The organism is Pseudomonas sp. TUM25319 (assembly GCF_056388475.1).
The window spans coordinates 267,764-281,381 of record NZ_CM150751.1 but is presented as its reverse complement, the minus strand read 5'-3'; the positions used below and the strand labels follow the sequence as shown (position 1 = coordinate 281,381).

The following is a 13,618-nucleotide window of genomic DNA, read 5'->3' as shown; positions in this document are numbered from 1 at the left end:
GCACCGCATTGCCCATGAACAATTGGCTCCAAAAACAACGCCAGTGATTTGGAGAACAACAATGCTGACGATCTATTCCGATGACCATCGCCTGCACCACGGCCGCTGCGAGCTGATCGACGGTCAACTCATGCCCTGCTTCGAAATGCCCTCGCGCGCCGACCATGTCCTGGAACGGGTCAAGGCTCGAGACCTCGGTCCCATCAGCGGCCCACGGGACTTCGGACGCGAACCGCTGCTGCGGGTCCACAGCGCCGATTACCTGAACTTCTTCGAAGGTGCCTGGGCCCGCTGGGCCGAGCTCAAGCGTGACGGCGACCTGCTGCCCTTCACGTGGCCAGCCCGCACCCTGCGTCGGGTCAAGCCCACCAGCCTGCTGGGCGAGCTGGGCTACTACAGCTTCGACGCCGGCGCCCCGATCACCGCCGGCACCTGGCAAGCCGCCTACAGCGCCGCGCAAGTCGCGCTGACGGCCCAGGCCGCCGTGCAGGCCGGCGCCCACAGCGCCTTTGCCCTTTGCCGTCCACCAGGACACCACGCCGCCAGCGATGTAATGGGCGGCTACTGCTACCTGAACAACGCCGCCATTGCCGCCCAGGCCTTCCTTGATCAGGGCCACCAGAAAGTCGCCATCCTCGATGTCGACTACCACCACGGCAACGGCACCCAGGAAATCTTCTACGCGCGCAGCGACGTGTTCTTCGCCTCGATCCACGGCGACCCGCAGGCCGAATTCCCGTTCTTCCTCGGCTATGCCGACGAACACGGCGAAGGGGCCGGCGAAGGCTACAACGTCAACTATCCGCTGCCCGCCGGCAGTGACTGGACCACCTGGAGCAACGCCCTCGACCAGGCCTGCCAGCGCATCGAAGCCTACGCACCGGACGTGCTGGTGATTTCCCTGGGCGTGGACACTTTCAAGGACGACCCGATCTCCCAGTTCAAGCTCGACAGCCCTGATTACCTGGCGATGGGCGAACGCATCGCCCGTCTCGGCAAGCCGACCCTGTTCGTGATGGAAGGCGGCTATGCGGTGGAAGAAATCGGCATCAACGCCGTGAACGTACTCGAAGGTTTCGAACGCACCCAACAGGAAGCCCACGCATGACTCGATTCAAGCGACTGCTCGCCCCCCTGCTGTGTACCACCCTGCTCGCCGGCAGCCTCCAGGCCGTCGCCGAGCAGCGAACGTTGCGGGTCTACAACTGGTTCGACTACATCACGCCGCAGACCCTGACCGACTTCCAGAAGGACACCCAGGTCAAGCTGATCTACGACATCTTCGACACCAACGAGGCCCTCGAAGCCAAGCTGCTGACCGGCAACTCCGGCTACGACGTGGTAGTGCCATCCAACGTATTCCTGGCCAAGCAGATCGAGGCCGGGGTGTTCCAGCCGCTGGACCGCAGCAAGCTGCCGAACTGGCAGCACCTGGACCCGGCACTGATGAAGCTGATCGAAGCCAACGACCCCGGCAACAAATTTGCCGTGCCGTACATGTACGGCACCGTGCTGATCGGCTTCAACCCGGCCAAGGTCAAGGCGGTGCTGGGCGACAACGCGCCGGTGGACAGCTGGGACCTGATCTTCAAGGAAGAAAACATCTCCAAGCTCAAGCAGTGCGGCGTGGCCTTGCTCGATTCGCCGTCGGAGATCATGCCGCTGGCCCTGCAGCACCTGGGCCTGCCGCCCAACAGTGACAAGCCTGCGGACTACAAGAAGGCCGAAGAGCTGATGCTGAAGATCCGGCCGTATATCACCTACTTCCACTCGTCCAAGTACATGGCCGATATCGCCAACGGCGACATCTGCGTGGCCGTGGGCTATTCCGGCAGCTTCTCGCAGGCGGCCAACCGCGCCATCGAAGCGAAGAACGGCGTGGTGGTGGACATGCGCCTGCCGAAGGAAGGGGCGCCGATCTGGTTCGACATGCTGTCGATCCCCAAGGGCGCGGCCAACCCGGACGATGCCCATGCGTTCATCAACTACCTGCTGCAACCCAAGGTGATTGCACCGATCAGCGACTTCGTCGGCTATCCGAACCCGAACAAAGACGCTACCGAACTGGTTGCGCCGGCGATCCGCAACAACCCGAACCTGTATCCGACAGCGGAAGCGATGAAGAAGCTGTACACACTGACACCGCTGAACCGTGACGCCGAGCGGGCACGGACACGGGCCTGGACCAAAATCAAGGCTGGGACCTAGGTGTTTGCGCCTCATCGCTGGCAAGCGGAGCGCCGCTTGCCAGCGATGAAGGCCTGAAGGCCAACGAATAACTCACCCTTTCCAGGCGCGCTTCAACTTCTCCAGCGCCTCGGCAATCCCCGCTTCGCCCACCGCCGCAAAGCCCAGCACCAGCCCCGCGCTCTTATCCACAGCCGGCGGCGTTTCCGGCAACCAGTAATCACTCAGCGCATTCAACTCGACCCCTGCCTCCAGCGCCTTGTCCACCAGCCAGCGTTCCTGCTCCGGGTTATCCACATCCACCTTGACGTGCAACCCCGCGACCATTTCCGGCAAACCACCCACGCCCGGGATATCCACAGGCCAGCCGGCCATCAGCGCATTCCTGCGACTCAACGCCGCCCGCCGCATGCGCCGAATATGGCGCTGGAAGTGTCCCTGGGCCATGAACTGCGCCATCACCGACTGGGTCCCGACCTCCGAGTGCCGCACCATCAGCGCCCGGCAGCGGGAAAACGGCTGGACCAGTTGCCGCGGCAATACCAGGTAGCCCAGGCGCAACGCCGGAAACGCCACCTTGCTGAACGTACCGACATACAACACCCGCCCGCTTCGGTCCAACGCGGCCAACGGCGCCAAGGGCGCACCGCTGTAGCGGTACTCGCCGTCGTAGTCATCCTCGACGATCCAGCCCTCGCTGCGCTCGGCCCAGGCCAGCAGTTCCAGGCGCCGGGCCAGGCTCATCACTACGCCGGTGGGGTATTGATGCGAAGGCGTGACGTAGGTCATGCGGCAATCCGGCAGCGCCGCCAGAGCCGCACAATCCAGCCCATCGTTATCCACAGCCACGCCATGCACCGTGGCACCGGTCTGCGCGAAGGCGCAACCGGCGGCACGGTAGCCCGGGTTTTCCACAGCGACTCCCGTCCCGGGCTCCAGCAGCAACTGTGCACAAAGGCTGATGGCCTGCTGCGCGCCGGTGGTGATCACAATTTGCTCAGCCGAGCAGGAAACCCCTCTGGATCGACGCAGATAGGCCGCAATCAGTTCTCGAAGCAGCGGCTCGCCCGCCGGATCGCCATAACCGAGGCTCGCCAAATCCGGATTTCGCCAGAAACCCGCCTGCAGCTTGGCCCAGACCTCGAACGGAAACAGATCGAAGGCCGGTACACCCACCCGAAAAGCCCGGGGCGGACCGCTTCTGGGTGTAGGCAAATGATGATTTTCCAGACGAATCAGCGGCGCGGTGTGGATAACTTTACTGGACGAATCCTCAGTGGTTTCTGCCGATTTTGTGGATAACCCTGTAGATAAACCCCGGGATAACCTTGTGGATACTTTTGTGGACAACTTCGGCAACTGGCTGACATAGGTGCCATCTCCCACCCGGCTTTCGATGAAGCCCTCGGCATAAAGCTGGTCGTAGGCGCGCACCACACTGTTGCGGGACAGGCCGAGGATTGCCGCCATATCACGGCTGGCCGGTAGCCGCGTGCCGCTGCCGAGGCGCCCGTCCAGCACCCGCGCGCGCAAGGCCTGGTACAGCTGCCGGCTCAGGCCCTGGCGGCGGTCGAGGGCGATTCCGGAGGGATCGAATGACAGGGAAACAGAAGGATCGACCATGGAATTGGACCTAAAAAATCAACCTGAAATGGCTCTTACTCTAGACCAATAGCCTGCCTAGGATGAGGCCATTCGCCAAGGAAACCCTCCATGTACACACCCAGCGCTTTCAAAGACGAAGACCTGAACAGCCTGCACCAGCACATCGCCGATACCCGCCTGGCACTGTTGGTCACCCAGGGTGAGCAAGGCCTGCAGGCGACCCATGTGCCATTGCTGCTCGACCCGGCCGTCGGCGCCAAGGGCACGCTGTACGGCCACCTGGCACGCGCCAACAAGCAATGGCGCGATCTGGAGAAAGGCGCCGAAGTCCTGGTGGTATTTCCCGGCGCCGACGCCTACGTCAGCCCCGGTTTCTACCCGAGCAAGGCCGGGAACCCGCGCACCGTGCCGACCTGGAACTATGTGGCGGTCCACGCCTGGGGCTCGCCGCGGGTGATCCACGAAGCCGCGCCGCTGCTGGACATCGTCCGCCGCCTCAGCGACCGCCACGAACAGGGCCGCGAACATCCGTGGTCGGTGGACGATGCGCCGGCCGACTACATTGACGGCATGCTCAAGGCCATCGTCGGCTTCCAACTGCCGATCGATCGCCTGCAAGCCAACCGCAAGCTCAGCCAGAACCGTTCGGCCATCGACCAGGACGGCGTACGTCGCGGCCTGGCCGCCAGCCACGACCCACTGGACAACCAACTCGCTGCGCTGATGCAGCAACCCTGAAGGAACGCGCCTCATGTCTACCGTACAGATCCGCCCGGTCAGCGCCGCCGACCACGCCGCCTGGTTCCCGCTGTGGCAGGCCTACCTGCGCTTCTACGAGACCGAACTGGCCGACGACGTCAGTGCCGTCACCTGGCAGCGCCTGCTGGACCCGAGCGAGCCCACCCATTCCGCCCTCGCCTGGGTCGATGGCAAGGCAGTGGGCATGGTCAACTTCATCTACCACCGCACCAACTGGGCAGTGGAGAACGCCTGTTACCTGCAAGACCTCTACGTCGACGGCAACCAGCGCGGCCTGGGGATCGGTCGCCAGTTGATCGAGCACGTCTACGCCGCCGCCACCGAGGCGAACTGCTGCAAGGTCCACTGGCTGACCCACGAAACCAATGCCACGGCGATTTCCCTGTACGAGCAGGTCGCCGAGCGTGGCGGCTTCATCCAGTTCCGCAAGCCGCTGCTGTAAGCCAAGGAGCCTTCATGAGCACGCATCTGAACTGGCAACCCGCCAGGGAACCCCAGGCCGAACCGCTGACCGGCCGCTTCATCCGCCTGGAAAAACTCGACCCGCGCCAGCACGGCGACGACCTCTGGGATGTACTGCAAGGCCCGGACTCGGACGCGAAGCTGTGGGACTACCTGCCTTACGGCCCCTTCACCGAACGCGCCGCCTTCGACCAGTGGCTCGAAGGCAACGCTGCCAGCCGCGACCCGCTGTTCTACAGCGTGATCGACCTCGCCAGCGGGCAGGTGCAGGGCATTCTCAGCCTGATGTCCATCGTCCCGACGCAGGGCCGTATCGAGATCGGCCATATCGCCTTTGGCGCCGCCATGCAGCGCACGCCAAAAGGCACCGAGGCCGTCTACCTGCTGGGCAAGCAGTCCTTCGAACTGGGCAACCGACGCCTGGAGTGGAAGTGCAACAACGCCAACGCCCGTTCGCGGCGGGCCGCGGAGCGCTTCGGCTTCAGCTTCGAAGGGGTGTTTCGCAAGCACATGGTGGTCAAGGACCAGAACCGCGATACGGCCTGGTACTCGATTCTCGATGACGAATGGCCGGCGATCGCCGCCGGCTTCGAGCGCTGGCTGAGCGCCGACAACCAGGGCCCGCAAGGCCAGTTGACGACGCTCGAAGCCTGCCGCGAAAACGCCTGAGGCGTTACTTCAGGCGTTCGGCCAGCAGCGCGATGTGCTCGGGGCCGATGCCGCAGCAACCACCCAGCAGACTGGCGCCGCGTTGGCGCCAGTCTTGCGTCCAGTGCAGGTAGCCCGGCGGGTCGAGGTCTTCGCGCAGCTCGTCCAGACCATCGTTGGCGGTGGCGTCTTTTGGCTGCGGCGGGAAGGCGTTGGCATAGGCGCCGACCGCGATGTCCACGCCCAGGCGCTCGAAGGTGGCGATGGCGTCGTCGATGGCGGCACCGATCACTTCCGGCTGGCTGCAGTTGAACAGCAGCGTCTGGGCACCGAGCGCGGCAACCGCCTCGGCGGCATCGACCACCGGCTCGCCCGAACGCAGGCGCGGCACTTCATCGACGTCTTCGTCCTGCAAGGTGAACGAGACCCACAGCGGCTTGCCGTCCTGCGGCAAGCCGGCGCGGATAGCCTGGACCTCAGCGATGGCACTCTGGGTTTCCGCCAGCCACAGGTCCACATGCTCGGACAGCCCGTCCACCAGCGGCGTCAGCACTTCGGCAACACGCTCGGGCTGGTACAGGTCAGGGCGATAGGAGCCGAACAGCGGCGGCAGCGAGCCTGCCACGCGCACCTTCTGCGGGCCGGCGTCTGCCGCGGTACGGGCCAGCTGGCCTGCGGTACTGGCCAGAGCGCGCCCCTCTTTCCTGAAACGTTCCTCACCAATATGGAATGGCACCACCGCATAACTGTTGCTGGTGATGACCTGCGCCCCGGCTTCGATATACGCCCGATGTACCGCCACCACCGCTTCCGGCGCCTCGCTCAGCGCGAGCGCCGACCACTCCGGCTGCCGGAACGGCGCGCCACGGCGCTGCAGTTCCCGGCCCATGCCGCCATCGAGAATGACCAACGACTTTTCGCCCATATAACACCCGCTTCTATAAATAGAAATAAAACGTATTAGTGCCCGAATATTTATAACTATTTAATACACCCATCGTTTTTTCTTACAACTTTTTCCGGTGATTCTCATGCGATTTTCCTCCCTGTTGGGCGCGGGCCTGCTGGCCTTGACCGCTGCCACCCAAGCCTTCGCCGGTGCCACTCTGGACCGCGTGGAATCCCGCAAAGAGCTGGTCAACGTGCTGATGGAAAGTTATCCACCGTTTTCCTTCCTCAATGAGCAGAACCAGCTCGACGGTTTCGACGTCGACGTGGCCAAGGCGGTGGCCGACAAGCTTGGCGTCAAGCTGCGCCTGGAGACGCCGTCCTGGGACGTGATCGCCGCCGGCCGCTGGAGCGGCCGCTATGACATCTGCATCTGCTCCATGACCCCGAGCAAGGCTCGCGCCGAGGTCTTCGACTTCCCGGTGGAGTACTACGCCTCGCCAGCGGTAATCGTGGTCAACGCCAAGGATGAGCGCATCCATTCGGCCAAGGACCTGAACGGCCTCAAGGTCGGCCTGACGGCAGCGTCCAGCTACGAAAGCTACCTGAACAAGAACCTGGTGATCGAAGGCGCCGAGGACGCGAAGATCGACTATCCGTTCGAAGCCGTGCAGATCGCGCCGTACGACACCGACAACATCGCCTTCCAGGACCTCGGCCTGGGTGCCGGCGTGCGTCTGGATGCCATCCTCACCAACCTGGTCACCGCCAAACCGCGCCTGGACCAGGACAAACGCTTCAAGCTGGCCGGCGCGCCGATTTATGAAGAGCCGAACTCGGTGGCCATCGAGAAAGGCGACGCCGAGTGGGACGCCAAGGTGCGTGACGTGTTCGCCCAACTGAAACAGGACGGCACCCTGGCGCGCATCTCGCAGAAATGGATCGGCGCCGACATCAGCAAATGAGTGCCCACGAACTGCCTCCCAAGCCCGCCGCCACTGGCGCGGGCGTGCCGCTACCGGGCTTCCGGACGCGGCTTTACCTGACCTGGCTGGTGTTGCTGCTGGTCTTTGTCGGCTTCTTCCTGAGCTTTGATCTGAAGTTTTCGATCATCGTCGAGAAGTTTCCCAATCTGGCCGGCTTCAAGCTCGGCCCGAACGGCTTCCTTCAGGGCGCGGCGCTGACGCTGTTCCTGTGCCTCTGTTCGATGGTCTGCTCGGTCGCGCTGGGCTTCGCCGCCGCGTTGGCGCGTCTGTCCAGCAGTGCGGTGCTGCTGGGCATCGCCAGCTTCTACACCTCGTTCTTCCGTGGCACCCCGTTGCTGATCCAGATCCTGCTGATCTACCTGGGCCTGCCGCAGATCGGCCTGGTGCCGGGCGCCATCAGCGCCGGCATCATCGCCCTGTCGCTGAACTACGGCGCCTACCTCAGCGAGATCTTCCGTGCCGGTATCCTCGGCGTCGCCCCCGGCCAGCGCCAGGCAGCCCTGGCCCTCGGCATGCGGCCATCGACCATCTTCTGGAGCATCACCCTGCCCCAGGCCATGCGCACCATCATCCCGCCAGGCGCCAACCAGTTCATCTCGATGCTCAAGGACTCGTCGCTGATCTCGGTGATGGGGGTATGGGAAGTGATGTTCCTGGCGCAGTCCTACGGCCGTTCCAGCTACCGCTACCTGGAAATGCTCACCACCGCGGCGCTGATCTACTGGCTGCTGTCGGTTGCGCTGGAACTGGTGCAGGCGCGGTTGGAGCGGTATTACGGGAAGGGGTTTGAGCGATAAGCTGCCGATCACTTCATCCTGTCCGGCCGCCGCAGCACACCCATCTGCAACCCGAACGGCCGGAAAACCGAATTCAACGAATTGAGTGTCGGATTCCCTTCACCCTGTTCGATCTGAATCAGGGTCCGCACGGAAATCTTGCACATCCGCGCAAACTGGGTTTGCTGCATCTTGGCGACTTCGACCCGCAATTTGCGCACCCCAGCCCCAAGGCCCAACGAGCCATCGGCAATGCCCTGCAAGACGCTTTCGATCAACAAAGCGCGAATCTCGATCGAAACCGTCATAGCAATCCCCAACCGTTCATACGTTGTTCAAGATTCTTCAAGGCAATGGCCGGATGATCCAGGACAGCATCGGGTAAACCCGAGTCCACCAGAAGATCCGGCAGGGCCAACAGAGCACGCGCATCCTGGCGTAGCCGCTCGAACGCCTCATCCGGCTCCACCAGCGCGTTCAGAAGCTCGCATGCTGCTCGCCAATCGACTTCCCCGCCACGTTCTACAGGCGAAGCCCATTTGGTCGTTCGTGTAATGCCTTCGGCGTCCATCACCATGGGAGCCAGATCGTAGATCGGCGCCAGTCGCAGTCTGTCGTCGCTGCGGAGGATTGCGGTGTTACGGCCATGGTTGTCGGAATTGCCCAGGATCTTGTTGATCAGATCACGACGCAGGTACTCCGCGATCAGGTCAGGGATATCAGCTTTCTGCCCGGCCTTTATCCACAGGCCGGCAAGCGTCTGAATGACCTCGACATGATCCATCCGGCTGCCCGGCTCAGTCACTCCCGCCAGCGAATACACTGACTCCACCGCCAGCCGCTCGACGCCGGAGGTGCCGATTCGACGGTCAAAGCGCTTCATCCAGAGGCTGGGTTTTTCGGCCTCTTTCAGATCCAGTTCGGCTGTCGCTACCGTGTCGATACCAAGGTGCTGCAGCGCTTTGTAGTAAAGAAATTCAGCACGCAGGATGACCTGGTCATTGCCTAGCGCCTGGTTACGGGCGAATTTCACAAACCAATGGCAGACAGCGTGTTCATCATTCAGCACCGCGTCCGGGTAGAGCTGACCGTCCTGCCCTTCTGTCAGCAGCAGCTTGGGCGCCTCGCCCCCGGCACCTGTAGCCCCGCCAATCGCCGCGCCCTGTTCATAGGCGTATTCAAGAAAACGCTGATCGCGACTGACGACATCCGTGAAGCTGAACCCCATCGGGGCGCTGGTATCCAGTATCTCGGACGACTCCTTGATACGAAGATTGCCAATCGGAGCAGGCGTGCTGCGTGCCAGGAGAAAGATGTCGTCAGCCAAAGCCTCTGGCTTTTCTCGTCCCATGTGCCTGAGCAGGAAGCGTTTGGCCGCTCCCGAGGGCGCAATGTCATACAGAAAGGCCGGGGCTTTACTCGATCGATGCGTATCGAAATCCACCGGCAGGTTAACGCTGACGGCTTTGTCGAAAGTGCTCTGGTAGGCATCCAGGTTGGCTTTCACATAGGTCGAGGTGTAGGCGAACTGACAGGGGCTCTGAAAACCGTTTCCTGGCTCGGAGAAGGTCAAGGTCATGGCGTCCTGCCACTCGCCTTGAGCAAAAAGCTGGAGGGTCAACGGGTACATATCAGCCTCTGTCAGTGATTTCAGCCAATCTGCAATATAGTGCAAATCCAGTAGTGACACATCTCCGATTTCTGCATTTTAGTGCAGATATTTTTCATAACTTTAAGAGTTTCTGCATTAAAATGCATATCGGCAGATAAAAAAAGGGGAGCAATTCGCTCCCCATGAGGTTAACCGTTTACCGCCGAGGGCTTATCAGCCCTCGATCTCGATCAGGATCTCGCCCGGGTTGACCCGGTCGCCTTTGGCAATGTGGATGGCGGCAACCTTGCCGGCGATCGGCGATTGCACTTCGGTTTCCATCTTCATCGCTTCGGTGATGAGCACTGCCTGACCGGCCTTGACCGTGTCACCTTCCTTGACCAGTACATCGACGATGTTGCCTGGCATGGTGGTGCTGATATGGCCCGGCGCGCTGGCCTGCTTGCGCTTGCTGCCGCCACCGCCGACGAATTCGTTGAGCGGTTCGAACACCACTTCTTCCGGCATGCCGTCGATGGACAGGTAGAAGTGACGCTTGCCTTCGGCCTTGACGCCAACACCGGTGATGTCGACGCGGTAGGTCTCGCCGTGGACGTCGATGACGAACTCGGTCGGAACACCTTCACCGCTGGCCGAGGCCACGGCGCCTGCTTCCGGAATCGGCAGCAGCACTTCGGGGGTCAGGGTGCCGGCTTCGCGTTCTTCGAGGAACTTGCGGCCGATGTCCGGGAACATGGCGAAGGTCAGCACGTCTTCTTCCGACTTGGCCAGGCTGCCGATATCGGCGCGCAGCTTGGTCATTTCCGGCTTCAGCAGATCGGCCGGGCGCACGTCGATGACGTCCTCGCTGCCGATCGCCTGGCGACGCAGTTGCTCGTTGACCACACCCGGTGCCTTGCCGTAGCCGCCTTGCAGGTACAGCTTCACTTCGTTGGTGATGGTCTTGTAGCGCTCGCCGGCCAGCACGTTGAAGAACGCCTGAGTGCCGACGATCTGCGAGGTCGGGGTGACCAGCGGCGGGAAGCCGAGGTCTTCACGCACCCGCGGGATCTCCGCGAGCACTTCGTTCATGCGGTTCAGCGCGCCCTGCTCTTTGAGCTGGTTGGCCAGGTTGGAGATCATGCCGCCTGGCACCTGGTTGACCTGGACGCGGGTGTCCACCGAGGTGAACTCGCTTTCGAACTGGTGGTACTTCTTGCGCACGGCGTAGAAGTACAGGCCGATTTCCTGCAGCAGTTCCAGGTCAAGGCCGGTGTCGAACTCGCTGCCCTTGAGCGCAGCGACCATCGACTCGGTGCCGGGGTGGCTGGTGCCCCAGGCGAAGCTGGAGATGGCGGTGTCGATGTGGTCGGCGCCGTTCTCGACCGCCTTGAGCTGGCACATGGCAGCCAGGCCGGCAGTGTCGTGGGAGTGGATGAACACCGGCAGCGACTGCTCGGCTTTCAGTGCCTTGACCAGCTCGCCGGTGGCGAACGGGGTCAGCAGGCCGGCCATGTCCTTGATCGCGACCGAGTCGCAACCCATGGCTTCCATCTGCTTGGCCTGGGCGACGAAGGCGTCGATGGTGTGCACGGGGCTGGTGGTGTAGGCGATGGTGCCCTGGGCGTGCTTGCCGGCGGCCTTCACGGCTTCGATGGCCACCCGCAGGTTACGCACGTCGTTCATGGCGTCGAAGATACGGAACACGTCGATGCCGTTGACCGCCGCCTTGGCGACGAAGGCTTTGACCACGTCGTCGCTGTAGTGACGGTAGCCCAGCAGGTTCTGGCCGCGCAGGAGCATCTGCAGGCGGGTGTTGGGCAGTGCGGCGCGCAGCTTGCGCAGGCGCTCCCACGGGTCTTCCTTGAGGAAGCGCACACAGGCATCGAAGGTCGCGCCGCCCCAGACTTCCAGCGACCAGTAGCCGACTTTGTCGAGCTTGTCGCAGATCGGCAGCATGTCTTCGGTGCGCATGCGGGTCGCCAACAGGGACTGGTGGGCGTCGCGCAGGATGGTGTCGGTTACAAAGATCTTCTTGGACATTCTTATCTCCTCTTAGCGACAAGCTTCAAGTTGCAAGCTGCAAGAAAAAGCCTATCTGCTTTGTCTTGCCGCTTGTGGCTTGCAGCTTGCAGCTGCATTCAAAGGCCTGCGTGCGCGGCGATGGCGGCGGCGATGGCGAGTGCCAACTCTTCGGGTTTGCGCTTGATCGAGTAGTTGGTCAGTTCCGGATGGCTTTCCACGAAGCTGGTGTTGAACTGGCCGCTGCGGAATTCCGGGTTGCGCAGGATTTCCTGGTAGTACGCGGCGGTGGTCTTCACGCCTTGCACACGCATGTCGTCCAGGGCGCGCAGGCCGCGGTCCATGGCTTCTTCCCAGGTCAGCGCCCAGACCACCAGTTTCAGGCACATGGAGTCGTAGAACGGCGGGATGGTGTAGCCGGTGTAGATCGCCGTGTCGGTGCGCACGCCGGGGCCGCCGGGCGCGTAGTAACGGGTGATCTTGCCGAAGCTCGGCAGGAAGTTGTTTTTCGGGTCTTCGGCGTTGATCCGGAACTGCAGGGCGAAACCGCGGTGCTGGATGTCTTCCTGCTTGACCGACAGCGGCAGGCCAGAGGCCACGCGAATCTGTTCGCGGACGATGTCGATGCCGGTGATTTCCTCGGTGATGGTGTGCTCCACCTGCACCCGGGTGTTCATTTCCATGAAGTACACCTCGCCCTCGGCGAGCAGGAACTCCACGGTACCGGCGTTTTCATAACCGACCGCCTTGGCCGCACGCACCGCCAGGTCGCCGATGTAGGCGCGCTGTTCCGGGGTGAGCTGCGGGCTCGGGGCGATCTCGATCAGCTTCTGGTTGCGGCGCTGGATCGAGCAGTCACGCTCGAACAGGTGCACCACGTTGCCGAAGCTGTCGCCAAGAATCTGGGCTTCGATGTGTTTCGGGTTGACGATGCATTTTTCCAGGAAGACTTCCGCCGAGCCGAAGGCTTTGGTCGCTTCGGAAATCACCCGTGGGAACGCCTGCTCCAGCTCTTCGCGGCTGTTGCAGCGACGAATGCCGCGACCGCCACCACCAGAAGTGGCCTTGAGCATCACCGGGTAACCGATGCGATCACCTTCCTGCAGGGCTTCGTGGATATCGGCCACGTTGCCTTCGGTGCCAGGAGTGACCGGGACGCCGGCCTTGATCATGCTGCGGCGCGCTTCGGTCTTGTCGCCCATGCGGCGAATCACTTCGGCGGCCGGACCGATGAACTTGATTCCACGCTCGGCGCAGATATCCGCCAGTTCGGCGTTTTCCGACAGGAAACCGTAACCGGGGTGAAGGGCGTCACAACCGGTTTCCACAGCCAGGTTCACCAGCTTGCGCGGGTTCAGGTAACCGGCCAGGGGCTCGGCACCGATGCTGTGGGCCTCGTCGGCGCGCTTGACGTGCAAGGCGTGACGGTCGGCGTCGGAGTAGATCGCCACGGAGCGGATACCCATCTCGGCGCAGGCCCGCACGATCCGAACTGCGATTTCACCCCGGTTGGCGATCAGGATTTTTTTTATCACTGGAGTCTTCCCAAAGCCGCTGGACAAACGACCCGGCCATGCGGGTCGGCGCGTGACCAGAGCGTGCTGGCCAGTCGCACAATCACCCTAGCGCCGTAGGTGAATAAACAAAAATCAATATTTATTAGAGGCTCCATTAGCAATTGCTTATAGTGCCGT

General features: G+C 62.4%; 13 protein-coding genes. 7 read left to right on the top strand and 6 right to left on the bottom strand.

Annotated features, from left to right (window positions below; genetic code table 11):
• Positions 1–61 precede the first annotated feature (61 nt).
• Together AC05QJ_RS01285 and AC05QJ_RS01280 are read left to right on the top strand one after the other, a co-directional pair.
• Positions 62–1,108, top strand: a complete 1,047-nt coding sequence (locus AC05QJ_RS01285; RefSeq protein WP_476745205.1) for a histone deacetylase family protein — start codon at positions 62–64, stop codon at positions 1,106–1,108.
• Entirely contained in the window at positions 1,105–2,208 is a 1,104-nt protein-coding gene (locus AC05QJ_RS01280; protein WP_476745204.1) for a polyamine ABC transporter substrate-binding protein, read from the top strand. Before AC05QJ_RS01285 ends, AC05QJ_RS01280 begins: the two co-directional genes overlap by 4 nt.
• A gap of 72 nt (positions 2,209–2,280) precedes the next feature.
• Here the strand turns inward: AC05QJ_RS01280 and pdxR are convergent, their stop codons facing one another.
• Positions 2,281–3,810: a MocR-like pyridoxine biosynthesis transcription factor PdxR gene (pdxR, locus tag AC05QJ_RS01275; RefSeq protein ID WP_476745203.1), complete on the bottom strand. Its 1,530-nt coding sequence runs from the start codon at positions 3,808–3,810 to the stop codon at positions 2,281–2,283.
• A gap of 90 nt (positions 3,811–3,900) precedes the next feature.
• Between pdxR and AC05QJ_RS01270 the strand changes: the two genes are divergently transcribed.
• The 3 genes from AC05QJ_RS01270 to AC05QJ_RS01260 are packed head-to-tail and all read left to right on the top strand — an operon-like array spanning position 3,901 to position 5,682.
• Positions 3,901–4,530 (top strand): FMN-binding negative transcriptional regulator, encoded by a 630-nt coding sequence (locus AC05QJ_RS01270; protein WP_476745202.1) that lies wholly within the window; start codon positions 3,901–3,903, stop codon positions 4,528–4,530.
• A gap of 13 nt (positions 4,531–4,543) precedes the next feature.
• A complete protein-coding gene (locus tag AC05QJ_RS01265; protein ID WP_476745201.1) occupies positions 4,544–4,993 on the top strand; it encodes an N-acetyltransferase family protein in 450 nt (149 codons plus the stop codon).
• Positions 4,994–5,007: 14 nt separating this feature from the next.
• Positions 5,008–5,682, top strand: a complete 675-nt coding sequence (locus AC05QJ_RS01260; protein WP_476745200.1) for a GNAT family N-acetyltransferase — start codon at positions 5,008–5,010, stop codon at positions 5,680–5,682.
• A 4-nt stretch (positions 5,683–5,686) separates the two neighbouring features.
• Here AC05QJ_RS01260 and AC05QJ_RS01255 read toward each other — a convergent pair whose 3' ends face one another.
• Positions 5,687–6,586 (bottom strand): homocysteine S-methyltransferase family protein, encoded by a 900-nt coding sequence (locus AC05QJ_RS01255; protein ID WP_476745199.1) that lies wholly within the window; start codon positions 6,584–6,586, stop codon positions 5,687–5,689.
• Positions 6,587–6,692: 106 nt separating this feature from the next.
• Between AC05QJ_RS01255 and AC05QJ_RS01250 the strand changes: the two genes are divergently transcribed.
• Both AC05QJ_RS01250 and AC05QJ_RS01245 read left to right on the top strand, forming a co-directional pair.
• A complete protein-coding gene (locus tag AC05QJ_RS01250; protein ID WP_476745198.1) occupies positions 6,693–7,514 on the top strand; it encodes an ABC transporter substrate-binding protein in 822 nt (273 codons plus the stop codon).
• On the top strand, positions 7,511–8,332 hold the full coding sequence (locus tag AC05QJ_RS01245; RefSeq protein WP_476745197.1) for an amino acid ABC transporter permease: 822 nt from the start codon (positions 7,511–7,513) through the stop codon (positions 8,330–8,332). Before AC05QJ_RS01250 ends, AC05QJ_RS01245 begins: the two co-directional genes overlap by 4 nt.
• Before the next feature lie 8 nt (positions 8,333–8,340).
• Here the strand turns inward: AC05QJ_RS01245 and AC05QJ_RS01240 are convergent, their stop codons facing one another.
• The 4 genes from AC05QJ_RS01240 to AC05QJ_RS01225 form a co-directional block, all read right to left on the bottom strand.
• Positions 8,341–8,619: a helix-turn-helix domain-containing protein gene (locus AC05QJ_RS01240; RefSeq protein WP_476745196.1), complete on the bottom strand. Its 279-nt coding sequence runs from the start codon at positions 8,617–8,619 to the stop codon at positions 8,341–8,343.
• Positions 8,616–9,941, bottom strand: a complete 1,326-nt coding sequence (locus AC05QJ_RS01235; RefSeq protein WP_476747846.1) for a type II toxin-antitoxin system HipA family toxin — start codon at positions 9,939–9,941, stop codon at positions 8,616–8,618. The genes AC05QJ_RS01240 and AC05QJ_RS01235 overlap by 4 nt, the downstream gene beginning before the upstream one ends.
• A 195-nt stretch (positions 9,942–10,136) precedes the next feature.
• The gene (oadA, locus tag AC05QJ_RS01230; RefSeq protein ID WP_476745195.1) at positions 10,137–11,945 is read right to left on the bottom strand and encodes a sodium-extruding oxaloacetate decarboxylase subunit alpha; all 1,809 of its coding nucleotides are present in this window, start codon (positions 11,943–11,945) and stop codon (positions 10,137–10,139) included.
• A 98-nt stretch (positions 11,946–12,043) separates the two neighbouring features.
• Positions 12,044–13,459 (bottom strand): acetyl-CoA carboxylase biotin carboxylase subunit, encoded by a 1,416-nt coding sequence (locus AC05QJ_RS01225; protein WP_476745194.1) that lies wholly within the window; start codon positions 13,457–13,459, stop codon positions 12,044–12,046.
• Positions 13,460–13,618: the final 159 nt, after the last annotated feature.

What these genes read in the sequence shown, in the direction of transcription:
- AC05QJ_RS01285 (WP_476745205.1), top strand. Translation starts at nt 62, where the DNA reads ATGCTGACGATCTATTCCGATGACCATCGCCTGCACCACGGCCGCTGC.
- AC05QJ_RS01280 (WP_476745204.1), top strand. Translation starts at nt 1,105, where the DNA reads ATGACTCGATTCAAGCGACTGCTCGCCCCCCTGCTGTGTACCACCCTG.
- pdxR (WP_476745203.1), bottom strand. Translation starts at nt 3,810, where the DNA reads ATGGTCGATCCTTCTGTTTCCCTGTCATTCGATCCCTCCGGAATCGCC.
- AC05QJ_RS01270 (WP_476745202.1), top strand. Translation starts at nt 3,901, where the DNA reads ATGTACACACCCAGCGCTTTCAAAGACGAAGACCTGAACAGCCTGCAC.
- AC05QJ_RS01265 (WP_476745201.1), top strand. Translation starts at nt 4,544, where the DNA reads ATGTCTACCGTACAGATCCGCCCGGTCAGCGCCGCCGACCACGCCGCC.
- AC05QJ_RS01260 (WP_476745200.1), top strand. Translation starts at nt 5,008, where the DNA reads ATGAGCACGCATCTGAACTGGCAACCCGCCAGGGAACCCCAGGCCGAA.
- AC05QJ_RS01255 (WP_476745199.1), bottom strand. Translation starts at nt 6,586, where the DNA reads ATGGGCGAAAAGTCGTTGGTCATTCTCGATGGCGGCATGGGCCGGGAA.
- AC05QJ_RS01250 (WP_476745198.1), top strand. Translation starts at nt 6,693, where the DNA reads ATGCGATTTTCCTCCCTGTTGGGCGCGGGCCTGCTGGCCTTGACCGCT.
- AC05QJ_RS01245 (WP_476745197.1), top strand. Translation starts at nt 7,511, where the DNA reads ATGAGTGCCCACGAACTGCCTCCCAAGCCCGCCGCCACTGGCGCGGGC.
- AC05QJ_RS01240 (WP_476745196.1), bottom strand. Translation starts at nt 8,619, where the DNA reads ATGACGGTTTCGATCGAGATTCGCGCTTTGTTGATCGAAAGCGTCTTG.
- AC05QJ_RS01235 (WP_476747846.1), bottom strand. Translation starts at nt 9,941, where the DNA reads ATGTACCCGTTGACCCTCCAGCTTTTTGCTCAAGGCGAGTGGCAGGAC.
- oadA (WP_476745195.1), bottom strand. Translation starts at nt 11,945, where the DNA reads ATGTCCAAGAAGATCTTTGTAACCGACACCATCCTGCGCGACGCCCAC.